The sequence below is a fragment of the Ruegeria sp. AL3 genome, from assembly GCF_056536065.1.
Map to the genome: position 1 here is coordinate 2081197 of NZ_JBQFJG010000001.1, position 23407 is coordinate 2104603.

At 61.5% G+C, this 23407-nt stretch carries 21 protein-coding genes; 3 read left to right on the forward strand and 18 right to left on the reverse strand.

Features of this window, described 5'->3' with window-relative positions; translation table 11 throughout:
- Positions 1-185: 185 nt before the first annotated feature.
- Both ACR3E6_RS10585 and ACR3E6_RS10590 read left to right on the forward strand, forming a co-directional pair.
- Positions 186-626: a rhodanese-like domain-containing protein gene (locus ACR3E6_RS10585; protein ID WP_480488124.1), complete on the forward strand. Its 441-nt coding sequence runs from the start codon at positions 186-188 to the stop codon at positions 624-626.
- Complete coding sequence (locus tag ACR3E6_RS10590) at positions 623-1447, forward strand: CE1 family esterase (protein ID WP_480487059.1); 825 nt, start codon at positions 623-625, stop codon at positions 1445-1447. Before ACR3E6_RS10585 ends, ACR3E6_RS10590 begins: the two co-directional genes overlap by 4 nt.
- Here ACR3E6_RS10590 and mdoH read toward each other — a convergent pair whose 3' ends face one another.
- The 13 genes from mdoH to cbiE all read right to left on the reverse strand — a co-directional run bounded on the left by mdoH (position 1448) and on the right by cbiE (position 16158).
- Positions 1448-3319, reverse strand: coding sequence for a glucans biosynthesis glucosyltransferase MdoH (mdoH, locus tag ACR3E6_RS10595; protein WP_480487061.1), 1872 nt, complete (start codon positions 3317-3319; stop codon positions 1448-1450).
- Positions 3316-4815: an OpgD/OpgG family glucan biosynthesis protein gene (locus ACR3E6_RS10600; protein WP_171723594.1), complete on the reverse strand. Its 1500-nt coding sequence runs from the start codon at positions 4813-4815 to the stop codon at positions 3316-3318. The genes mdoH and ACR3E6_RS10600 overlap by 4 nt, the downstream gene beginning before the upstream one ends.
- Positions 4812-6029, reverse strand: coding sequence for an OpgC family protein (locus ACR3E6_RS10605; protein ID WP_480487063.1), 1218 nt, complete (start codon positions 6027-6029; stop codon positions 4812-4814). The genes ACR3E6_RS10600 and ACR3E6_RS10605 overlap by 4 nt, the downstream gene beginning before the upstream one ends.
- Before the next feature lie 28 nt (positions 6030-6057).
- Positions 6058-7428, reverse strand: coding sequence for a tetratricopeptide repeat protein (locus ACR3E6_RS10610; RefSeq protein WP_171633645.1), 1371 nt, complete (start codon positions 7426-7428; stop codon positions 6058-6060).
- A 179-nt stretch (positions 7429-7607) separates the two neighbouring features.
- Positions 7608-8792, reverse strand: coding sequence for a CaiB/BaiF CoA transferase family protein (locus tag ACR3E6_RS10615; RefSeq protein WP_209547179.1), 1185 nt, complete (start codon positions 8790-8792; stop codon positions 7608-7610).
- Positions 8779-10398: a thiamine pyrophosphate-binding protein gene (locus ACR3E6_RS10620; protein ID WP_209547182.1), complete on the reverse strand. Its 1620-nt coding sequence runs from the start codon at positions 10396-10398 to the stop codon at positions 8779-8781. The genes ACR3E6_RS10615 and ACR3E6_RS10620 overlap by 14 nt, the downstream gene beginning before the upstream one ends.
- 78 nt (positions 10399-10476) lie before the next feature.
- Complete coding sequence (locus ACR3E6_RS10625; protein WP_171613504.1) at positions 10477-10935, reverse strand: DUF302 domain-containing protein; 459 nt, start codon at positions 10933-10935, stop codon at positions 10477-10479.
- A gap of 58 nt (positions 10936-10993) precedes the next feature.
- Positions 10994-11764, reverse strand: a complete 771-nt coding sequence (cobF, locus tag ACR3E6_RS10630) for a precorrin-6A synthase (deacetylating) (RefSeq protein ID WP_171633636.1) — start codon at positions 11762-11764, stop codon at positions 10994-10996.
- Entirely contained in the window at positions 11757-12485 is a 729-nt protein-coding gene (gene cobA / locus ACR3E6_RS10635) for a uroporphyrinogen-III C-methyltransferase (protein WP_209833613.1), read from the reverse strand. Before cobA ends, cobF begins: the two co-directional genes overlap by 8 nt.
- Positions 12482-13804, reverse strand: a complete 1323-nt coding sequence (locus ACR3E6_RS10640) for a cobyrinic acid a,c-diamide synthase CobB (protein WP_480487067.1) — start codon at positions 13802-13804, stop codon at positions 12482-12484. The genes cobA and ACR3E6_RS10640 overlap by 4 nt, the downstream gene beginning before the upstream one ends.
- A complete protein-coding gene (cobM, locus tag ACR3E6_RS10645; protein WP_480487069.1) occupies positions 13791-14585 on the reverse strand; it encodes a precorrin-4 C(11)-methyltransferase in 795 nt (264 codons plus the stop codon). Before cobM ends, ACR3E6_RS10640 begins: the two co-directional genes overlap by 14 nt.
- Complete coding sequence (locus ACR3E6_RS10650; RefSeq protein ID WP_171723586.1) at positions 14582-14962, reverse strand: cobalamin biosynthesis protein; 381 nt, start codon at positions 14960-14962, stop codon at positions 14582-14584. The genes cobM and ACR3E6_RS10650 overlap by 4 nt, the downstream gene beginning before the upstream one ends.
- Complete coding sequence (gene cbiE / locus ACR3E6_RS10655; RefSeq protein WP_480487071.1) at positions 14959-16158, reverse strand: precorrin-6y C5,15-methyltransferase (decarboxylating) subunit CbiE; 1200 nt, start codon at positions 16156-16158, stop codon at positions 14959-14961. The genes ACR3E6_RS10650 and cbiE overlap by 4 nt, the downstream gene beginning before the upstream one ends.
- Here cbiE and ACR3E6_RS10660 point away from each other — a divergent pair.
- Positions 16157-16888, forward strand: coding sequence for a cobalt-precorrin-6A reductase (locus ACR3E6_RS10660; RefSeq protein ID WP_209833607.1), 732 nt, complete (start codon positions 16157-16159; stop codon positions 16886-16888). The genes cbiE and ACR3E6_RS10660 overlap by 2 nt on opposite strands.
- Here the strand turns inward: ACR3E6_RS10660 and cobJ are convergent.
- The 5 genes from cobJ to cobN are packed head-to-tail and all read right to left on the reverse strand — an operon-like array spanning position 16879 to position 23405.
- A complete protein-coding gene (cobJ, locus tag ACR3E6_RS10665) occupies positions 16879-17643 on the reverse strand; it encodes a precorrin-3B C(17)-methyltransferase (RefSeq protein WP_171723584.1) in 765 nt (254 codons plus the stop codon). The genes ACR3E6_RS10660 and cobJ overlap by 10 nt on opposite strands.
- Positions 17640-18368: a precorrin-2 C(20)-methyltransferase gene (locus ACR3E6_RS10670; RefSeq protein WP_171633615.1), complete on the reverse strand. Its 729-nt coding sequence runs from the start codon at positions 18366-18368 to the stop codon at positions 17640-17642. The genes cobJ and ACR3E6_RS10670 overlap by 4 nt, the downstream gene beginning before the upstream one ends.
- Complete coding sequence (locus tag ACR3E6_RS10675; RefSeq protein ID WP_152457460.1) at positions 18365-18994, reverse strand: precorrin-8X methylmutase; 630 nt, start codon at positions 18992-18994, stop codon at positions 18365-18367. Before ACR3E6_RS10675 ends, ACR3E6_RS10670 begins: the two co-directional genes overlap by 4 nt.
- Positions 18994-20115 (reverse strand): cobalamin biosynthesis protein CobG, encoded by a 1122-nt coding sequence (locus tag ACR3E6_RS10680; protein ID WP_171633613.1) that lies wholly within the window; start codon positions 20113-20115, stop codon positions 18994-18996. The genes ACR3E6_RS10675 and ACR3E6_RS10680 overlap by 1 nt, the downstream gene beginning before the upstream one ends.
- Complete coding sequence (gene cobN, locus ACR3E6_RS10685) at positions 20112-23405, reverse strand: cobaltochelatase subunit CobN (RefSeq protein WP_480487074.1); 3294 nt, start codon at positions 23403-23405, stop codon at positions 20112-20114. The genes ACR3E6_RS10680 and cobN overlap by 4 nt, the downstream gene beginning before the upstream one ends.
- Positions 23406-23407: the final 2 nt, after the last annotated feature.

Sequence of the window (23407 nt, forward strand, 5' to 3'; positions counted from 1 at the left end):
TTGTAACTTTTTTACAGAGTCCTATTGGCCCCATCAGAAACTCTGCAAGGATTCGAAAAAATGACGTGATCTTGATGCGGGCTGGGTTTTTCAACGCCCCCGTTTCAGACCATCTGTGATAGAACACATGTCAGCGAACAGGAGGCTCAAGCTTGGCCGAGAAAGTGAACCGAGCCCGAAGATGGATGTTGATCGGCGCATGCGCGGCGATTGCAGGCGGGTTTGCGATCAGGGAATACCGTTTGATCCCCGAAGACCACGACGGCGGCCGGATAACGGTTGCCGAGGCCCATGAGCAGGCCTCGAAGGGAAACGTTCTGTTGATCGATATCCGCACGCCGCGTGAATGGCGCGCATCGGGCATAGCCGAAGGTGCCGTGCCGCTGGACATGCGGCGCGAGGATTTTGTCAAAGCACTGACGGAATTGGCTGGCGGCGATCCGGCGACCCCGGTGGCCTTGATTTGCGCGCGCGGCGTTCGCTCGGCACGCCTGAGCAACCGCCTGATCGAAGCTGGATTCACCAATGTGATCGACGTGCCCGAGGGTATGTTGGGTTCGGCCGCAGGGCCGGGATGGGTTCGGGCCGGATTGCCGGTGCGCAAATATGATGAGGATGCAGGATGATCCGGGAATTCAGTCTGGCGTTGGCCTTGGCAGTGACCGGGCAGACCGCTTTCGCGGGGTGTGCCGGTCAAGAGGATACCTGTGAGACACCCATGGGTGCGTATCACATCGAACTGCCCGACGCGGACAATGCGCCCACGGTGGTGTTCCTGCATGGGTATGGCGGCAGCGGGTCGGGCACGATGCGCAATCGCGGGATGGTCGAACCGCTGTTGGAGCGCGGCTATGCGGTGATGGCCCCTGAGGGGTTGGAAAGGCCCGACCGGGGCGGCACCAAAAGCTGGAATTTCTATCCCGGTTTTGGTGAGCGGGACGAAGCCGCCTTTCTGACCGAAGCGGTGCAAGACGCGGCACGGCGGTTTGGCATCGACACTGACCGTGTCCTGCTGGGCGGGTTTTCCGCCGGAGCTTTCATGGTCAACTATCTGGCCTGCGAGAGCCCCGATACGTTCTCGGCCTATGTCCCGGTGTCCGGTGGTTTCTGGCGCCCGCACCCCGAAACCTGCAAAGGTCCGATCCGCATGTTCCACACGCATGGCTGGACCGACAATGTGGTGCCGCTGGAAGGGCGCTTGCTGGGCGGGGGACGCTTTCAGCAGGGTGATATCTATGCGGGTCTCGAAATCTGGCGCGATGCGAACGGTTGTGTCGATCACAAACCGACCGGGTTCAGCGCGACGGGTGATTTCATGCGCCGCCGCTGGACCACCTGTGCCGAAGGCAGTGCGCTGGAATTTGCTCTGTTCCCCGGAGGGCACACCGTTCCCGCGGGCTGGGCCGACATGATAATCGATTGGTACGAAGGGCTTCCCGGCAGTTGATCACTCGGCCGGGGTCATGTTGCCTTTGCCTTCGACCAGTCGCTTCAGTTCATCGCGATAGCGGCGCGCTGACCGGGTAATGGCGGGTTCGCTGAAGTCTTCCCGCATTCCGACCATCTTGCGCGCGGCACCTGCCGAGACACCGCTGAGCGCGGACAACGGGATAGCCAGCGCAAGGCTGATGGCGATCGGGGCCAGCCAGACCGACACCAGACCGGACAGGATACCGACGCTCAGCGCCACTCCGCTTACGGTTTCCAGCGCATGGCACAGGATCAGCGTTCGCAGTCCATAGGTGCCACCGTCGCGGGCCTGAGGCGACCAGCCGCGCTGAATGCCAAAAGCCGTACGGAACACAGCAATCATCTGTTGCACCATCAGGATCGGAGCGTAAAGGATCGACAACAGAACCTCGGCCAGGAAAGAGGCAAGGAATTTGCGCCCGCCACCGAAATCCGCGTAGCGTACACCGCTCAACGGCAGGGCCAGAACGCCCAGAACCTTGGGGGCCAACAGCATCGCGTACATGACCAGAATGATCAGCACGTGACGGGTTTCCGACATCTCGGGCCATTGTGGGAACAGAGGATTGTCGGGGCTGAAATAATGCAGGACAGAGGCATCCTGACCCTGACCGATCAGCGCCCACATCAACAATAGTGCAAACCACAACGGGGACATCAGATAGCCGACCGCGCCGTGGAACATGTGGAATCGCGATACGGCACGGAATCCGGAAGAACCCAGCAATTTCAGGTGTTGCAAGTTACCCTGACACCAGCGGCGGTCCCGCATTGCGTGATCGATGAGGGTCGGCGGTGTTTCTTCATATGACCCGCGAATACGCGGCAGAAATCGCACGGCCCATCCGGCGCGGCGCAGCAGGCCGGCCTCGACGAAATCGTGGCTCATGATCAGCTTGTCCTGACCGCTGAACGAACGCAGCTTGGGCAGGCCGGCGCTGGTGGCAAAAGCTTTGGTGCGGATAATCGCGTTGTGGCCCCAATAGTTGCCCTCTTGCCCGCACCAACGGGCCAGACCTTCGGCAAAGGCGATGCCATAGACACCATTTGCAAATTGCTGCATCCGGGCAAAGACTGACTGTGCGCCGATCAGCTGCGGATAGCTTTGAATCAAGCCCGCACCCGGATCGCATGCCAGTGCATCAGTCAGGCGATGGATTGCGCGTCCGGTCATCAGGCTGTCAGCATCCAGCACCAGCATGGCATCCCAATCCGCGCCCCAACGGCTGACCCAGTCGGCGATGTTGCCTACTTTGCGGTCGGTATTCTGTTCGCGGCGGCGATAATACAGCTCAAGCCCGGGTGCCAGGGTGGTGCGCAGTGCTTCGACGCTGGCCTGTTCCTGCGCCGCAATCTCGGGATCGCGCGTGTCCGACAGAATGAACATGGCATAGTGGTGTTTACCGCCGCGCGCCTGAAGATCCTCCAGCATGGTGCGGGCATTGCCCAACACGTTCCAGGGGACTTCATTGTAGACCGGGGTCAGCAGGGCCACCCGCAGGGGTTGCGCCGCGGTCCGACGCTCGGGCCGTTCCTGTTTCGCCAGCGACACCATGCCCAGCAAAACAGTGCAGACGGTGAAGGAAATCCAGAAGAAGTTGAACGAAATCAAGGTCAAAAGGATGGCTTCGACCACGTTGATGCCTTCCGCGTCAAACCAGTCACTCATGACCCACAGCAAGGCCAGAGTGGCGGCCATCGCGGGCGAAAAAGCCAGCGCGCGCCAGAAACCGGCAGAGGATTTGTGCTGACCGGAAGGCGCATCGGCATCCCGGAACCGTGCGCTGAAGTTTTGCGCAGGCATCGCCAGAGGGGCCTCGGGCGGCATGATATGCAGATCGCGGCTCATGTGGTCCAACGGTACAGCCAGACTTCCGAGGCAGGCTGTTTGTCTTTCAACAATTGTGCGCGCAACTCGACATGGTTGCGTTCGCCGGGCTGGAATGAAAACGCCAGCCGTGGACCGCCGGTATCCGGGTTGCGCTGCAAGACGCCTTCCGAAGTTTCCGCATGTGGCGAATCCACAAAGACCGTGATTGCGCCCAGGTCCTCGAACAGTTCGCTGTCTTCAAAATCGATGATGGCCAGCCGGCCTTCGCCAAAGGTGTTCTCGCCCATCGCGGTGTTGATCACGCGCGGCATCGGTGTGCGCTGGGGTTCTTCCCCCCAGATCAGGCGATAGGACAGATCAACCTGACTGCCTGCCGCATAGGGTTCAGCGGGCCTCCAATAGGCGACGATGTTGTCATAGATTTCCTGATCTGCCGGGATCTCGACCAGCGTGACCGAGCCTTTGCCCCAGTCTTCTTGGGGCTCGACCCACAGGCCCGGGCGCTTGTGGTAATTGGCCTCGAGATCGGCGTAGTCCGAAAACTCTCGTTTGCGCTGCATCAGACCAAACCCGCGTGGGTTTGTATCGACGAAGGATGAGACCTGCAATCGGGTCGGATTGGCCAACGGACGCCACAGGACCTCGCCCGCGCCATTGCGGATCATCAACCCGTCGCTGTCGTGCACAGCAGGGCGGAAATCGTCGAACCGGCTGTGGTTGGTCTGGTCGAACAGGAACATCGAAGTTCCCGGAGCGATCCCTACATGGGGCAGGTCTTCGCGCGGGAACAGCGTTGCCTCGACATCCATGATGCAATCCGCGCCCGCCGTGACGTTGAAACGATAGGCGCCGGTCACGCTGGGGCTGTCCAACAATGCATGCACGACCATGTTGCGTTGGCCCGGTTCGGGACGTTCCAGCCAGAAACGGATGAATTCGGGAAATTCCTCGCCGTCCGGATCGCCGGTTTTCAACGCCAGACCCCGCGCGGACAGTCCGTAAACCTCGTGCAGGCCAATGGCGCGGAAATAGCTGGCCCCCTGCCAGACGCAGAATTCATCTGTCTTGCCGGGGCGGTGCATTTCAGTTCGCAGGCGCAGGCCCGAGAAGCCCAGCGTGTCATCGATCGGCAGTTGCGGCACGTCTTCTGACTTGTCGAACATTTCCAGATCGAAGGCGACCGGCTTGGTCATGCCGTTCTCGACCGTTTCCACCTTGACGGTGCGCGGGAAATAGAGGCCGGGGGTGAAGAAATCCACGTTGAAGGGCGTCTCGGTTTCATACCACAGCGCCCGGTCAAGCCGGAACCGGATGGAACGGTACTGCTGATAGGTCAGATCCTGCCATTCCTGCGGTACCATCTCGCGTTCCACATAGGGGCGGCTGGCCAGATCGCGGGCCACCTCGATTACATAGTCGCGGTCAAAAGGCGTCTCACCGCTCGTCGCATAAGCGGATGGAGCGAAGGCCAAAGCAGTCGTCGAGACGAGGAATGCGCGACGGGTAAAATTCATTTCTTCGACTTCCAGGGTTGTGACTTGAACCAAGCTGCCAGATAGGCAACGCCGATGATCATCGCAAACCCAATAATGTTGGCGACAAAGACAGTGGCGACATCCCGCCCAGCCTGATCCAGCGCGACACCGATCAGCCGTGCCGCAGCCATGGAAAACACAAATACGGCAAGGGATTGCTGGCCGACCTTGGTGACGACGGCCAGCAGGAATTGCCAGATACGTGCGCCCACACCATGACCCGTCGCGATCAGGCGGTGGCCGTGTTCGCCCGCTGCAACCCATCCCAGATAGGCCAGCGACAGAAAGTGGACATATCGAAGAAGGCCGAACTCGGTTTTGCCACGCAGCTCTTCGGTCAGGGGCCAGCCCTTGCGGATCACTGCGCCAAACTCGGGTGCAGCCGTGTTGATCCAGGTGAAGACTTTCCATGACCCGAACGGGGCTGACAAAACGACAAAGGCAATCGCCACCCAGATCAAGGATTTCGACACGGGCGGGGCCGGAATCCAACCGCGCATGAAGGCGAAGCCGGTGAAAAACAACAATTGCCATCCGAAGGGGTTGAAGAACCACTGGCGCTGGGACCAGGGTTCAGCGGGAAGAGCAAGCGCGCCGGTTTGCGCGACGAACCAGATGGCCACGCAAACTGCCGCCATCAGCCAGAAACTGACTCGATAGAGCGCCATGTAAAGCGGCATAAGCGCCAGTACGACCAGATACATCGGCAGGATATCGAAGTAGTTCGGCACATAGGTCAGTGTGAAAATCCCGACAATTTGCGGGGCCGGGTCATTGAAGAAATGCTGAAGGTTCAACGACGAGACATAGGTTTTCTCGAACGCGCCGGTCTGATCCAACGCGGCCATTGTCATTGCAACAAAGAAGAACAGGGCAATATGCGCCCAATAGACCTGCCAGATGCGGTAGGCCACTCGGGCGGTGCCCATCCACCATCCCTTGCGCAGAAATGCCCCGCCAAACGCAATGGCCGAGGCCATGCCCGAGCAGAACACGAAAATCTCGGTTGCGTCCGAGTACCCAAAGCGGGCAGGAATCCACTTTGCCCAGGGGTCGTTTGGAATATGGGCGATCAGGATGATGAACATCGCGATGCCGCGATAGAAATCCAGACGCGGATCACGCGCACTGGCGGGGGCCGCGGCCGGGGCCGCAGCGGGTACAAAATCAGAAGCGGGCGATATGGTCGCCATACGTTTTCTGTCCTTCTTGGTCTTCTTGTTATTCGGCGGGGACGCTTTGGACGTCACCGCTGTCGCGGGCCGCGTCGATCAGGGCGCGACGCGCGATGGCATAATTGTCTTCGCCCCCGGCGCGCTTGGCGCGACGGTCATCCAGAATGCGTTCCACCGCGTCCAGGCGACCCGCGCGCAGGCCGGAATCAATGGTAATGCGTTCAAATACATCACGTTGCGCGTGGCTGCCACCGGCCAGTTGCATGGAATCGCGCGCCGCGAGCAGATGATCAAAGGCGGTTCCATAGTGGCCGTCGCCAAAGGCCTCCAGGCCCATGGCCGCAGCGATACCGGGGTCTGCCATGCGGCGGGTGGTGTCGTCGTCGGCGCGGGCCGCATCCTTGTTCATGCGGTTCAGCATCTTGGCCGTGGCATCAGCGCGATTGTCACCGGTAAGCGCCAGCAGATAATGCAGATCCGCAAAGATCAGGCAGCCGTCTTCCGTTCGTGCGGCACTCAGGTCAGCCAGCTCTTCCCAGCGATTTCCAACATTTACCCCCTCAAGTTCAAGCCGCATCAACAGTGAAGTGCCGTTTGAAATGTCACGATAATCGTCGGTTTTGTCCTTGCGGATATGGTTGTCATACAGTTCGATCACCTGATCGACCTGACCCAGATCCAGATGCATCAGTGCCTTGTGCCACCACACGTGGTAACGGAAGTTGTTGCAGTGGGCCCAGGCCGCCTCGCGACCGGCCAGCCAGTCAAGGCCCAGCTGCGCATTGCCCGTCATTTCGTGGACATGGGCCACCGCGTGCAGGCCCCAGGCATCATCGGACACCATCCACAGCGCCTGACGGCCCGCGATTTCGGCCTTTTCATAAGCGCCTGTTTCTTCCAGCGCGAAAGAATGACAGCCCAGCAGATAGCCGCGCCCGGGGTGGTCCGGCTCATAAGCGGGCATCACACGCTCGATCGAGCGGCGCATCCCGTTTGCATCACCCAGAACGAAGCGGGTCGCATGGCTTAGTTTCATCGCCAGGGTGTCCTGCGGATGGTCACGCAGAATCGCTTCAAATTTCTGAACCGCCTGTGCCTGTTGTCCGGCCAGATACAAGGCCAGCGCATCCACGTAGAGACGTTCGCGTTCAGTTACAGGTTGACGTTCCATCGCTGCGTTGGCAGCAGCCAGCGCTTCGACAGCAACCGCCATCATCTCGCGCCGCCCAAGCAGAGCCATGAACAGACCTTTGACCGCTTGACCCAGCGCGAAGTCGGGCTCGAGTTCCAGCACTTTGCCCAAGTGCTGGGGCGTGACAGCGGCATGAGCCATGAACCCAAGCAGAACACCATTCCACGCTTCGACTGCCGCCGGCTGGGTCAGGGTGTTCATCTGTCCGAAAACGTCTTGTTTCATACTTGGGTCCAATCTGATTGCGATATTTGACACTGTTCGATGTACCAGAGTGTGCGAGAGGGACGTAACAGTATCGACGCTGCTCTCGAATTGGTGAAATGACGTGTGCGAAAAAGATGAAAAAAACCGCCGATTCAAGGGCATGTTTCAGCGACTTGTCGCCTAGATGTGCAAGTATTTCAATCCTCGAACGGGTTTTCGGCGCTCAGAACAGCCTCAGTATCGGCCCCGCAGACCGGTGGGGCGTTACGATATGTTACAGGTGTCCGAGACAGGTTCAGAGGATTCCCGATCAGGTTGACCTGACCCGGCTGGGCCTGCATGGCAATCTGCATCTGTCTTGCGGCCACTTGTTCCGTGTTGAACACCTGATCCAGCGTCTGCACCGGGCCGACGGGCACTTTGACAGCCTCCAGACCGGAAATGACGGTGTGGGTGTCCAGCGCCTTCACTGCGGGGCGAAGAATCGAATTCAGCGCATCACGATGTTCCAGACGGGCCGGGTTGGTCGCAAATCTCGGATCGTCTGCCAGTTCAGGAGCATTGATGAAGTTGCAGAGTTTTCTGAATTGGCCGTCGTTTCCAACCGCGAGAATCACGTGCCCATCGGCGGTTTCGTAGACGTCATAAGGAACGATGTTGGGGTGCCCGTTTCCGCGTCGTTGCGGAACATTGCCTGACGTCAGATAGTTGACGCCTTCATTGATCAGCCAGGCGATCTGAGAATCCACCAGCGCCAGATCGATCTGCTGGCCCTCGCCGGTCAAGTCGCGGTGGCGCAGCGCGGCCAGGATACCCACGGTTGCATACATCCCGCACATCACGTCAGCAATGCCAACACCCACTTTCATGGGCGCGCCCTCGGGGTCGCCGGTCAGCGACATGATCCCGCCATAGCCCTGCGCCATCAGGTCATAGCCGGGCTTGCTGGCATTCGGGCCGGTTTGACCATAGCCCGAGATTGAACAGTACACGAGGCTTGGAAACTCTTGCGACAGGGTGGCATAGTCCAGCCCGTATTTGGTCAGCCCGCCCGGTTTGAAGTTCTCAATCAGGATGTCCGCATGTGACGCCAAGCGTCTGATTTCCGCCTGACCCTCGGCCGAGGAGATATCCAGCGCCACGGATTTCTTGTTGCGGTTGGCAGACATGAAATAGGCGCTCAGATCCGAGCGGTTGCCCTGGGCATCGCTTACGTAGGGCGGGCCCCATTGCCGCGTGTCATCGCCACCGGTTGCCGGGTTTTCGATCTTGATGACGCTTGCGCCCAGATCGCCCAGAAGCTGCGTGCATGTTGGGCCTGCCAGGATCCGGCTAAGGTCCAGAACCTTGACACCCTTCAACGGGCCTTCAGATGCGGCCATCATAGCCTCCACGCTCAACTTCAGCAGCAATCACCGTAAATGTCTCAGCCTTTACAGCAGCTTCCAGTGCGGCGCGCAACTCTGTCCTGTTACGAACCGTATGGCCATTGCCGCCAAAGGCCCGGCCCATGGCAGCAAAATCATGATGGCCGAAATCCACGCCCGTGTTGCGCATCTGTCGCTGACGTTGTTTCAGCTCGATCAGGGCAAGGCTGGCATCCACGAAGACCAGAAAAATCGGGTTGCCGCCCATTTCAGCCGCTGTCGACAACTCGCCCGCAACCATCAGGAACCCCGCATCCCCCGAGAAGCTGATCACCGGGCGGTCGGGTTCGGCCAGTTTCAGGCCAATGGCCATGGGTACGGCGCATCCCATCGTGCACAACGCCGAGGACTGGATCAGCCCGCGTTCTTCGCTGCACGCCCACATCTGGCTCAGCAGAATGCGGTGTGCACCGCTGTCGGCCGTGGCCAGTGTTTCAGGCGGCAGGACAGCGCGGGTTTCGGCAATGACGGCAGCGGGCCCCCAGCTTTCATCGGTGGGGAAGGCCTTTGCCAGCGCGGCTTTGACCTGCGCGGGTTCGTTGCCCGGCCATGTTTCACGGGCCGGGTTGCCTTTGGCTATTGCCTCCAATGTCTCGCCCGTGTGGGCAACAAGGTTCAATCCAGCCTGATGCATGTAGTGGTCGTTGACCACGGCAGAGATATCGATGACGCGCTTTTCTTCCGGATCCCAGATCTCACGCCAGCCGGGGCGCATTTCGATCGGGTCATATCCCAGGCACAATACCAGATCCGATTGTTCGATCAGAGGCACAAGATGCTTGTCAGCCAGCGGCGACAGCCCCGCGCCGCCCAGACACAGCGCGTGATCCTCGGGCACGACGCCTTTGGCCTTGTAGGTCGTCACGAAAGGAATGCCAAAATGCTCCAGGAACGCCTGCACGACACTGCGCGAGTCGTCATAGAGGACATCCAGACCGATGATGGCGATGGGGCGTTCGGCCTCGGCCACCCAGCGGCGGGCCTTCTCAAGGCATTCCCCACCGGGGCTGACCGGCGCGACCTTGGCCAGCCGGCGGCGTTTCACGCCGTTAACAGGCGTGTCGGCAACCGAGATCGGGACATCGATATGAACCGGGCCGGGTCGTGGCTGCATGGCCAGCGACACCGCCTTGTCGGCAATGATATCCGCGCCTTTGGCTGTCAGCGTATAAGTGCCTTTGGTGATCGAGCGATAAACCCGGCTGTGATCCATGACCTGATGGGTATAGGTCAACGCTTCGTCCGCATCGACGCATCCGGTCAGAACGACCATCGGCACACGATCCTGCAAAGCGTTCGCTACCACATTGATCCCGTTCATTGCGCCCGGACCCAGAGTGGCCACCAGAATCGCAGGTGCACCGTCGCGATGATGAACGGCCTCGGCCATGAACCCGGCAGAGTTTTCGTGCTTGGTCAGATGAAAGGTGATCCCAGCCTTTTCCAGCGCATCGACCAGCGTCAGAACCTCGCCCCCCGGCATCCCGAATGCATGTCGGCACCCCGCTTCATATAAGCGTTGGGCCAGAATATCCGCAGCGCGGGGCGAGGGGTCTTGCATCAGTCATGCTCCGATAGAACCGTTTCAAGCAGATTGCGGAGGACGTTCCCGGACGCAAGGCGGTTCACGCCAGTGTGACTATTTGACTGCGCGTTCAGCGATCGATTGAAACGTCGAGTCAAGCTCTGCTGCAATATCCATCAGGTTCTGACCGCCTTCCGAGGCGTAGGGCGCAAAGACGAAACTGGGGGTTTTATACGACAGGTTCGCCGTCCCGTCTTTGTTCTCGGTAACGTAAAACCGGATCGGGGCCTCGATCATCGCGTGGACCGAGGTTTCCAGAACCCGCACGGCGTAGTCATTGTTGAAAGCGCCGATCACGCGATTTCCGGGAATCGATATCCCACGTGCTGCCGCCGCTTTGGTCGGGCCCGCCTGAGTCACGACGATCAGCCCGTTTTCCTTGATCGCGGCTTTGGTTGCGTCAACCAGTTCCGCATACGGTTTCTGGGTTGGGTATACGGCCCAGCCCTCGGGCGCATTCTGAGCCCACAGGGGCAACGCGATCAGGCAGAGCAGGGGAATGAAGGCTTTCATCAACGCGTCTCCGGTATCTTGCTCTGACCTGTGTGCCAGACTTGAGAGTTCTGCGCAGTCACGAATCCGTGTTCGCCGCGCGCTGCTGCACGTCGCGTTTCTTCAGCACGTAGATATCCATGATCCAGCCATGGTCGGCTCGGGCGCGGGCGCGCGTGTCAAGGATCCGCTGCGCGACCTGATCCAAAGGGCCGCTGATCAGCAGCTCTTCTTTCATGCCCACATAGGCCCCCCACCAGATGTCATACTCTGCCATCCTGAGGGACTGGAACGAGCATTCCCCGTCCAGCATGACGGCGACTTTCGAAGCGGTTTCAGGCCAGCCTTCATCCCGGATACGACGCCCGGTGGTCACGACATAGGGTGCGCCCAGATCATTGATCGGGATCGCATGAGCCGCGGTCAAAGCCTGCAAGGCCGTGATGCCCGGAATCACCCTGGTGTTGGGCTTGGGGTCCAGCCGCGCCGCAATGCGCAGCGAACTGTCATACAGGGACGGGTCGCCCCAAATCAGCAGAGCAATGTGCTGCGCCCCCGGGTGAGCCTCGATCGCCTCGTGCCAGCGCAGCGCAATGGCGTCGTGCCATTCGTCCACGCCGCGCAGATAGCCATCGTCCGCCCGGCGCCTTGGGATGTCAAAATAGGCTAACCTTGGCGGTGTCTCGGTTACCCGGTCGATGATGTCCTCACGCAGCCCGGCCAGATCGGCCTTGTTTTCGCCCTTGCGGGGAATCAGGATCAGATCGGCCGACCGGATCGCCTGCGCGCCCTGAAAGGTCACGTGATCCGGGTTGCCGGTGCCGATGCCAATCAGGCTCAGATCAATCATCTTCGAACTCCGCCAGCGGCCCGTAAAGGATCAGGGCCGGAGCCGTGCCGATCTCGGATTTTAGCTGTTCGGCCAAAGCACCGATGGTGGTGCGCGTCAGCTTTTGATCCGGGGTCGAAACAGATTCAGCCATCAGGGCAGGCGTGTCCAATGACAGGCCGTGTGAATGCAGCGCTTCTGCCAGAAGCGGGAAAGTACGTTTGCCCATGAATACAACGGTGGTGGCCTGAGAATCGGCCAGCGCGGTCAGGTTCAGATCGTCCGGCAGCGCGCCGCTGACGTCATGTCCCGTCACGAACTGCACGCGCCGTGCGGTCAGACGGCGCGTCAGCGGGATACCTGCGGCAGCTGCGGCAGCCACCGCAGACGGGATGCCGGGGATGATCTCGAATTCAATGCCCGCATCACGAAGGGCAACAAGCTCTTCTTCAAGCCGCCCGAACATGCCGCCATCGCCGGATTTCAACCGCACGACATGTTGGCCGGTCCGGGCGTAATCCACAAGCAACCGGCTGACATGGTCCTGCTTGGGCGAGGGGCGACCGGCCCGTTTGCCCACGCCCACAAGATCGGCGTCTTCGCGCGCGTGGCTCAGAATCGGCCCGCTGCTGAGGTCATCGAACAAAATCGCATCGGCTTTTTGCATCCTGTTGACGGCCTTCAACGTCAGCAGCTCCGGATCGCCGGGGCCCGAGCCGATGAAAGACACAAATCCGCTCATGCAGTTGCCTCCGCAATCAGGTGAAAGAACGTACCTGTGACATTGCCGCGAACAGAGCCGGTCTGAGGTCCCTCTGCGCCTTCGGCATCAAACACACGGGCCAGCGGCGGGTCAGGTTGATCCACGATCGAGGAATAGTGGAACTCATGCCCGCGCAGCGCTGCATTCCGCTCAAATCCCGGCATCGGGGCCAAAAGTTCGGCCTTGCGATAGCCCAGGTTGAATTTGCGTTTTTGGTAGGACGTCACCAAACCCAGCAGGCCAGCCATTTCATGCCGCACGCCATCCTTGTCGATCAGCGCATGACCCAGCGCCATGTATCCACCGCACTCACCATGCACAGGCCTTGTTTCCGCGTGCTTGCGCAGACCCGCGAGGAACGTTTGGGCGGCAGCCAACGTCCCGGCATGCAGTTCAGGATATCCGCCGGGAAGCCAGACCAGGTCGGCATCCGCCGCCGGGGCTTCGTCAGCCAGCGGCGAGAAGGGTAGGATTTCGGCCCCGGCGGTGCGCCAGCCTTCCAGCAAATGTGGATAGGTGAAAGAAAAAGCCGCATCCCGTGCCAATGCAATCCGCTGGGCCGGAGGGCGCGGCAGCGCGTCTGACGATGGCCCAATGGGGCCTGAGGAAGCCGCCTGTTTGATCGCCTCGAGATCCACATGTTCGCGCAGAAATGCGGCATAGCCCACGATGGCGCTTTCCAGATCCGGGTGTTCGACGGCCTGGATCAACCCCAGATGCCGCTCGGGTAGGGTCAGATCGCCTCGGCGCGGAAGCACACCCAGAACCGGCAGGCCTGCACGTTCCATCCCGAGCCGGGTCAGACGCTCGTGCCGGGGGCTGGCACAGCGATTCAGAATGACGCCGGCAAAGGGCAGATCGGGGTTGTACATCCTGAACCCCAGCGCGGTGGCCGCCGCAGATTGCGCCTGACCGCCGACGTCCAGCACCAACACAACCGGCCAACCCATCCGTGCAGCGGTCTCGGCGCTGGACCCATGACCCAACTCACCCGGCTTGGCCACGCCATCGAACAGGCCCATCGAACCTTCCGCCACCACGATGTCGGCGCCTTCGGCCTGCGCAGAGATCGCGTTCAACAAAGGATCGCCCATCGCCCAGCTGTCAAGATTGAACGAAGCCCGCCCGGACGCGGCTCGGTGGAAGGCAGGGTCGATATAGTCCGGTCCGCTCTTGAACGGTTGAACGGTCAGGCCATCCTCGGCCAACGCGCGCAACAGGCCCAGCATGACCGTTGTCTTGCCCGTGCCCGAAGACGGGGCGGAAATCAGAAGGCCCGGAGGGTTAATCATCACCATGGCTCCAGCTTGACCAGGGGCTCTCGGCGCTTTGCGGGCGATAGCGGCGGTCGTAATCTTTCGAATACAGGCAGCTTTCGTCGAAACCTTCGCCCGCCAGTGCCGGACCGACCATGATCAACGCAGTCCGCGAGATGCTGTCATCCAGCGTCTCTTTGAGCGTTCCCAGCGTCGCGCGGATGATCCGTTCATCCGGCCAGCTTGCGCGATAGACCACGGCGACCGGACAGTCGGCCCCATAGGCCGGGGTCAGATCGGCAATGACCTTGTCCAGATTGCCGATCGACAGATGAATGGCAAGTGTCGCCCCTGTGCGTGCGAAATTTTCCAACGTCTCGCCTTCGGGCATGGAAGATGCACGGCCCGGCGTCCGCGTCAGAACCACGGATTGCGCCAGCCCGGGCAGAGTAAGTTCGGTTCCCAAAGCCGCCGCAGCCGCCGCAAAGGACGGAACGCCTGGGGTTACGCTGACCGGAATGCCCATTTCCTTGAGGCGGCGGATCTGTTCCCCCATCGCCGACCAGACCGACAGGTCACCGGAATGCAGGCGGGCCACGTCCTGGCCGGCCTGATGTGCGGCCTCGATCTCGGCCATGATCTGATCCAGATCCATTGGCGCGGTGTTCACGATCCTTGCGCCTTCGGGGCAGTGGCCAAGAATTTCTTCCGGAACCAGGGAACCTGCATAAAGGCAAACGGGGCAGGATGCGATGATGTCGCGCCCGCGCAGCGTTAACAGGTCGGCGGCGCCCGGTCCGGCGCCGATGAAATGAACGGTCATGTTTGTCCTCCGATGGCTATGGCGCATGTGGCCAGCCGGTCGTCTGAAATCTGTCTGGGTGAAAGCAGCCGCGCACCCGGGCCAAAGTGCTTTCCGGCGGCCGCCAATGCGGATGCTTCGGCCACGCTTCCGGTGCCATAGGTTGCGCGGCTGCGGTTTGAGCAGGTGAGTGTACGTTGACCGGCCAGATCGCCTGCGGCAACGAAATGTAAGGGCAGAGACACCTCTTCTGCAAAGGATGTCAGGGCCGGATGACCTTCCTTGTCGGCCACGGTTGCCAAGGCGGCGACGTCGTGGTTTGCGGCTGCCGCGTCAAACGCTTCACGCAAGCTGTCGGCTGTCGCAGAAGAGGAGAAACCGAGGCCAGCAACGATCATAGCGTCACGCTCCACTGTACCACCGGATAGGCGGACTTCCAGCCGCGCCTTGGTCCCAGCGGGGCTGATTGTGCAAGTTCTATCCGAAGCAGGTCACCGCCCAAGTCTTCGTGCCAACGTGCCAGCAGGGCCTCGCTTTCCAATGTGACTGCATTGGCGACAAGGCGTGTGCCTTTAGGAAGCGCATCGCGCAGCCACGCCAGCAGATTGGCGCTCAATCCTCCGCCGATGAAAACGGCATCCGGCAGGTCGACACCTGACAGCGCTTCTGGTGCGGTTCCGTGTACTACATTCAATCGATCTTGCCCCAACGTATCTGCATTTCGGCGGATTCGCTCAGCCCGGTCGGCACGGGGCTCGAAACACGTCGCGGAAAGGGTCGGATCACACATCAGCCATTCGATGCTGATCGAACCTGTGCCTCCACCTATATCCCACAGATGTTCGCCGCGTTGCGGGGCAAGCGCCGAGAGTGTCAGGGCGCGGATCGGGCGTTTGGTGATCTGACCGTCCGTCTCGAAGATGTGGTCCGGTTTGCCAGACGCCTTGGAAAGGGCAGGTCCTGCACCGGAAACCTCCAGACCGACGCAGACCGGATGGTCGAACGTACCCAAAAGCGCCTCGGTCAGCGTGACTGTTCGGGTGTTTTCGCGCGGGCCACCTAGGGCCTGCATCACATGCAGGGCCGAGTCGGCAAAGCCTGTCTCGGTCAGATACCGTGCCAGTTCCGCCACGGCCTTTCCGTCACGCAGCAACAGGATCGCGTGCGCTCCCGGTGCCAGATGAGGACGCAAACGGGTCAGCGGCGCGGCGTGCAGGCCGAAGGTCAGTGTGCTTTCCAAAGGCCAGCCGAGCCGGGCAGCCGCCAGCGAAAAGGTGGATTGGCCGGGCAGGGCGGTCCATTCACCGGCATCGAAATTGCGCGCAATGACAGAGCCTGCGCCAAACCAGAACGGATCGCCCGAGGCCAGAACAACGGTCTGCCGGCCACGCAATCCTTTCAGGATCGGCAGACCTTCCGAGAACGGCACAGGCCATTCGACACGCTCCGCCCCTGTTTCGCGCAGCAATGACAGGTGGCGCGGCGGCCCCATGATCACTTCGGCCCGGTCCAGCACTTGACGGCCGGATGGCGACAGGCCATCAAACCCATCTTCGCCCAGTCCCAGAACGGTCAGCCACGGAGATTCAGACATGACAACCCTCCTGATCCTTGGTGGCACGACCGAGGCCAACGCGCTGGCCAAAGCTGTTTCGCAACAAGGGATTGCGGCTGTGTATTCCTACGCCGGACGGGTGAAAAACCCGCGTCCTCAGCCCTTGCCGGTAAGGGTCGGCGGTTTCGGCGGTCCGGAGGGTCTGGCTGCCTATATCCATGAGAATGCCATCACCCATGTCGTGGACGCGACCCATCCCTTTGCGGCCCGGATGAGTCGGAACGCGATCGAGGCATGCGCCGCGACGCGGGCGCCATTGGCCGCGTTGACCCGCGCGGCCTGGGTGTCGCAGCCCGGCGATGTCTGGCGTCATGTGCCCGACATCGCTGCCGCCGTCGACGCATTGTCCGGCGATGCTCAGCGTGTTTTCCTTGCCGTTGGCCGCATGCACCTTGAGGACTTCACGGCCCAGCCCCAGCATCGCTATTTGCTGCGTCTGGTGGATGCGCCCAATGAGCTGCCCTTGCCGAACGCAGAGGTGGTCGTCGCCCGAGGGCCGTTTACCGAAGCCGACGACCGGGCGTTGATGCAGCGCCATGGGACGCAGCTGGTCGTGTCCAAGAACGCAGGCGGCACGGGCGCGCGCGCCAAGCTGGACGCGGCGCGGGCGCTGGGCGTGCCCGTGCTGATGATCGACCGCCCGGTTCTGCCGAAGCGGACCGAGTTTTCGCAGGTCGCACAGGTTCTGGACTGGCTGTCTCATCCCTGATCCTCACCAGGGGTGAAGCGAGGGGTGTAAACGATGGGTGCGCCATCGCGCTCGATGACGCGCGTTCGGGATGACCCCACGATCACCACAGTCTGCATATCCGCCATGTCGGGCGTGGCTTCGGCCAGTGTCGAAATGCGCATCTCTTCATCGGCCCGCGATACGGCGCGGGCGAACAGGATCAAACGTTCGGGCTCACACTCTTCACGCAGGATTTCCAGCGTTTTTACAAAGCCTTCCGGGCGAGACTTCGAGCGGGGATTGTAAAAGGCCATCGAGAAATCCGCCTGTGCGGCAAGGCGCAGGCGTTTTTCGATCAATGACCATGGTTTGAGGTTGTCGCTGAGGTTGATGGCGCAGAAATCATGTCCCATCGGGGCACCCGCGCGCGCGGATGCAGCCAACATCGCCGTGATCCCCGGCAGCACATCGATCTGAAGGTCACGCCATTCCGCAGGGCCGTTTTCCAGTGCTTCGAAGACGGCCGCCGCCATGGCAAACACGCCGGGATCGCCCGAGGATACAACGACCACCCGTTTGCCATCGGCAGCCATTTGCAGCGCGTGTTGCGAGCGGTCGATTTCGACCCGGTTGTCACTGGCATGCAGTGTAAGGCCGGGGCGCTCGGCAATACGCGCCACATATGGGATATAGCCCACAACATCGGTGGCTTCGGCCAGCGCGGCTGTTACTTCTGGTGTAACAAGCGCCTCATCACCCGGCCCCAGACCGGCAATCTTGACCCAGCCGCTCATGGTCGCCGCCCCTGACCGTGCACGACGATGATCGAGAAATACGGGGTGATCTTCTCGCAGGCTTCGGACAGCTTGGTCACTGTCTGGTTCGGCATCTGCGCATATTCCACGATCCACGCCCGGTCATACAGGCCAGCGGTCTTCAGAGCGCGCTTCACCTTGTCGATGTTGCGTCCGATTTTCATCACGACCAACGCATCGGTCAGAGCCATGCGTTCCGCCAGCGTTTCTTCGGGCAGGGTGCCAACCAGCACGGTCAGCACGTCATCACCCCAGGTGATCGGATCGCCCGTGGCCGTCCACGCACCGGACATGCCGGTGATGGCTGGCACAACCTCGACCGGAGCTTCGTCACGCAACCGATTGTATAGATGCATGAACGAGCCGTAGAAAAACGGATCTCCCTCACACAAGACCACCACATCCTCGCCCTGTTCGGACAGGGCCTTGAGATGGGCGGTGCAGTTTTCGTAGAAAGCTGCCAGCAATTCGTTGTAGCGCGGGTCTGTCACCGGGATCTCGGTGGTTACGGGATATTCCATCGGAAACTCGACCGCGCCTTCAGGGATCATCCCGTTGACGATCTTGCGGGCCTGACCACTGCGACCTGGTTTGCGGAAATACGCCACATGCTTTGCATTGCGCAGCAGGCGATCAGCCCGGACGCTCATCAAATCCGGGTCGCCGGGGCCAAGGCCCACACCGTATATGGTGCCCATCTTCATTCAGCCCGGCTTGCGATGGCGTTGATGGCCGCCACCGTGATGGCGCTGCCGCCCAGACGACCTTTGACGATGCAGGATGGCACCGGTTGCGCCTGCCACAGCGCATCCTTGGATTCCACCGCGCCGACGAAGCCAACCGGGCAGCCGATGATCGCGGCAGGGCGCGGGCAATCCGGGTCTTCCAGCATGTTCAGCAAATGGAACAGTGCGGTGGGCGCATTGCCTATGGCGACCAGCGCGCCCTCCAGATGCGGCCGCCACAGCTCCAGCGCAGCGGCGGAACGGGTGTTGCTCATCTCGGCAGCCAGCGGGCGTACGCGTTCATCGTGCAGGGTACAGATCACCTGGTTGTCGGCGGGCAGGCGGAAACGGGTGACACCTTCGCTGACCATGCGCGCATCACACAGGATCGGTGCGCCATTTTCCAAAGCAGTGCGGGCCGTCTGCACGAAGCCGGGCGAGAAATGCACGAACTCTTCCAGTCCGACCATACCCGCGGCGTGGATCATGCGAACGGCAACCTGCTCTTCATCGGCATCAAACCGGGCCAGATCAGCCTCTGACCGGATGGTGGCAAAGCTTTCCTTGTAGATCGCCGCGCCATCGGTTTCGTATGTATAGGGCATCAGGTGAAGTCCATAGTCATGAGTGTTTCCGGGTCGAGCCCGCGTTGGCTGGGCTCATCCCCCGCGCGGCCCTGTTTGACAAGATCAAATCGTCCGTTTGCGCCCACCAATGTGATGTCGGCAGGACCCATGCGAGCGCATCCCTTGCTACAGCCTGAAACATGCAGGCGTCCGGCCACCCGCGACGCCAACGCCCGGGCGATGTCGCGCGTCTCGGTCTGCGCCTGCGGGCAGAACGGCGCGCCGGGGCAGGCGTCGGTGGTCATCAACGGATCGGTTCCATTTTCGACAAAGGCCGGGGCAGGTATCGCCGCCCCGCCTTCCAGCAGGATCAGCCGCCACGGGGTGACGCGCAGGGCGCAAGCGCCGCTGTCCTCGATCAGGTCATACAGCTTGCGCGCAGGCAGCGACCCAAAAGCCGCGCCGTAAAGGGCACCCAGTTCACAGGGGCCCGGTTGAAGCTTTGCGCCAACAGAACCGGGCGCACATCCTTGCCATTCCTGCGGCAGGGCGTCGATGACACGCGCCATGCGGCGTGTCTCGGGCGTGTAGGTTTCGGCAAACCACATCGCCAGCGCGATCACGTGGTCAATGGCGTCGGTCTCGGTCACGCTCCGCCCGGTTTCGCAGCCATCGGCGCGCAGGATCAGGCCGCCTGCACTGGTTTCCAGACGAATATCAGCCGAATCCGACGCCAGCAGACGTTCGGGGCCCGTGTCGATTGCAAAACCGAACTTTGCCGGCAGGGCCGGCAGCTCCGCAAGCCGGTCAATCAGTTCATGGGTCAGCCGAGCAGTCAAATCGCCCGCCTGATAGAGCGGTGTAACCAGAATATTGCGGCGTATTTCGATACCGGGTTCCGCATCCAGCAGGTTCAGCGCGGCAAGCTCTTTGAGCAGAGGCTGATGGTCTTCCTCTTCCACGCCCCGCAATTGCAGATTGGCGCGATTGGTCAAATCGATCGAGCCGTTTCCAAAGCGGTCAGCCAGATCGCACAGTCCCAGTGCCTGATCGGCGTCCAGACGCGCCAGCCGGGGCCTGACCCTGACGACCAGACCGTCACCGGACATCATCGGACGATGGGCGCCCGGGCACCAGCCCTGAACGATCGGTGCACTCATCTCAATCCCTCCAGATCAGCCCTGATAGAGTTCCGGCGCGTGTTCCAAAGCCCGGCCTCAAGCAGCGCGCGAAACCGGTCCTGCATGGCCTGACGCGCTTTGGGATTGGCCTCTTGTAGGAACGCGTCGACCTCTTCGTTGCCCAGAGTGGCATCGTGGTAGAGGTCAAAAAGATGTGGTGCGACCGTGCCAGACAGATGCGCGAAAGAAGCCATATGATCCAGCGTTGCCGCGATTTCGGCCGCCCCCCGGAAACCATGGCGTTGCATTCCGGCGATCCAGCAGGGGTTGGCGGCACGGGCGTGGACGACTCGGCTGATTTCTTCACGCAAAGTTCGGGCGCGCGGGTTTTCGGGGTTGGTGTTGTCCAGATGGTACAGCTGCGCGGTTCCGCCGGCGACCTTCTTGGCGGCGGCAAAGCCTGCCTCGTGCGTGGCATAATCGTTGGCCAAAAGAAGATCGGTTTCGGTCAGGTCCTGCAAGTGGACAAAGCTGTCCGCATTTGCAACGCGTTGGGTGATGCCGTCCTTGTCCTGCGAGATGTGTTCGCCTTCCAATGCAAAAGAGCTGGCCTCTAGCCACGCTTCACCGGCCTGCGCACGGGCCTCGTCGGTATACACTTCGGAAAGTTCGGTCATATTGACGCCGTAACTTCCGGGCGCAGGTCCATAGACCCGCGCTGCCGGCGCCTGCCCGGCATAGGGGTTCCAATCCGTCGCTTCATCGCGCGCGGCCAATGCGCGAACCGCTTGGCCAAACAAAGCGGACAGCGTCGGGAAAACATCCCGGAACAGGCCCGAGACCCGCAGGGTCACGTCCAGGCGCGGGCGGCTCAGGTCGGTGATCGGCAGAACCTCGATGCCGGAAACCCTCTCGGACCCTTCGTCCCACACGGGTTTGACGCCCAGCAGGTGCAAGGCCATGGCGAATTCCTCGCCCGCCGTGCGCATGGTGGCTGACCCCCACAGATCGATGATCAGCCCCTTCGGGTAATCGCCTTCTTCCTGAAGATGGCGCCGCACCAGTTCCTCGGCCAGTTTCACACCCTGAGCATAGGCCGCACGGGTCGGAACCGACCGCGGATCGGTGGTGTAAAGGTTCCGCCCGGTGGGCAGAACATCTGACCGGCCACGATAGGGGGACCCCGAAGGCCCGGCATCAATCCGCTTGCCTTCGAGCGTTTTAATCAACGCGTCGCGTTCGGCGTGGGCCGAAGGGGCCGGATCGAAACTGCCCGTCACCTCGGGCACGCGCCCAAAGATGTGCAGCCCGTCGCCAAACTGGCTTTCCTTGATGTCACAGACAAAGCGGTCGATGCGGGTGATGGCCTCGGCGGTGCAGGTAGCCTGATCGAGGCCGAGATCGCTTTCCAGCCCTATCGCCTGCGCCTCATCACGGATATCTTCCTGCAAGCGGTCGCGGCGTTTGGGGTCAAGCCCGTCGGCGTTCGAAAACTCATCCAGCAGCGATTCAAGCCGCACCATCCGATCCGGCGTGCCACTTTCCTTCATCGGGGGCGGGATGTGGCCCAGTGTGACGGCTCCGATCCGGCGCTTGGCTTGCGCGGCCTCGCCCGGGTCGTTCACGATGAACGGGTAGATTACAGGCAGATCGCCGATCAGCGCCTCGGGCCAACAATCGGCAGACAAGGCGACCGATTTTCCGGGCAACCATTCCAGCGTTCCATGCGCGCCGATATGGATCAGCGCATCGGCACCCAACCCTTTGCGCAGCCACAGATAGAAGGCGACATAACCGTGGCGCGGGGTGCGCAAGAGGTCATGATAGTCGTCATCCCGCAGCTCGGGCGTGCCGCGTTCGGGTTGCAGCGCGACCAGCGCCTTGCCGCGCCGAAGCGCGGTGAAATGGAAGGCCCCATCGGCACAGGCCGGATCATCTTCGGGCGCGCCCCAAACGGTGTGCAGATCAGCGCGCAGGGTCTCGGGCAATTCCGCAAGCGCATCCTGATAATCCCCAAGCGACCACGAAATCCGTGCGTCCAGAAGAGTGTCGGCAATCGGCTCGCCAGTCGCGATGTCATAGCCTTCTTCGTCAAGATCGGACAGCATCGCCTGGGCCGAGGCCAGCGCGTCGAGGCCAACCGCATGGGCCATCTGCCAGTCTTTGCCGGGATAGGTGGACAGGACCAACGCAGGAATCTGATCTGCCTTGGGTTTGTCGTTCAGTGCAAGCCAGCCCGATACACGGTCGATGATCGCTTCGATCCGGTCCGGTTCGGGACGGTGTGCAAAGCGCGCGTATTCCAGATGCGGATCGCGTTTTCCGGGTTCCTTGAAAGACGCAACTCCTGCTGAGATCCGTCCATCCACCTCGGGCAGTACCACATGCATGGCAAGATCGGCGGGGGACAAACCGCGTTCCGCCTCGGCCCAGGCCTTGCGGCGCGAGGTGGCGAGAGCGACCTGAAACACCGGGACGTTTGCGGCGTCCAGAGGCGACGTTCCTGACGCGCCTTTTCCCGAAAACGAGGTGGCGTTGACAATGGCCGATGGGTTCAGTGCAACAACCTGTTCCCGCAACCAGTCGGCGGCCACAGGTGCCTTGAGAGACGGGGCAAACAGACCCACCGCCTGGAATCCACGGGCGCGCAGGCTGCGGATCAGAGCGGCGATCGGGGCGGTGTCTGCCGAGGTCAGGTAAGCGCGGTAGAAGGTGACGAGGATCCGTTTGGCCATGCCTTCAAACGCGGTTTTCACCGGGATGACGCCCCGATCCGGGCACCACGCGCCACATTCGGGCAAGGTCTTGGCGCCCATCACCGGTCCGGCATAGAGCCCTGCCGCCAACGCCATCTGCGCCAGCGCCGCCTGTGCCGCGACCTCGCCGCCGGTATCGCACAGATGCGCCAACCGCCGCAGGGTCGAGACCGGCAGGGTGGAATAGTCATCCAGCCGCGTATCCTCGCGCCCGTCGGCGGGCAGAACCGCCAGCGCGATGCCCCTGGCTTGTGCCAGCGCCAGAACTTGCTGCAACCCATAAGGCCAGTAGGGCACCCCGCCGATCAGCCGGATCAGAATGCCCTTGGCGCCTTGAAGCGTCTGTTCGACATAGGTATCGACCGACAGCGGGTGTTTCAGCGCCGTCAAATTCGCCAGCCGCAGGGTTGGCATTCGCCCATCCGGTCCGCCACCACGATGCCAGCCCGCCGCGAAAGCGCCAAGGTCGCTGTCCGAGAAAGACAGCACCACCAGATCCGCCGGGCTCTGGCCCAGATCGGTCGGGGTCTCGGTTTCCTCGAGCCCGTGGCTTTCGCGAAAGACGACGTGCATGG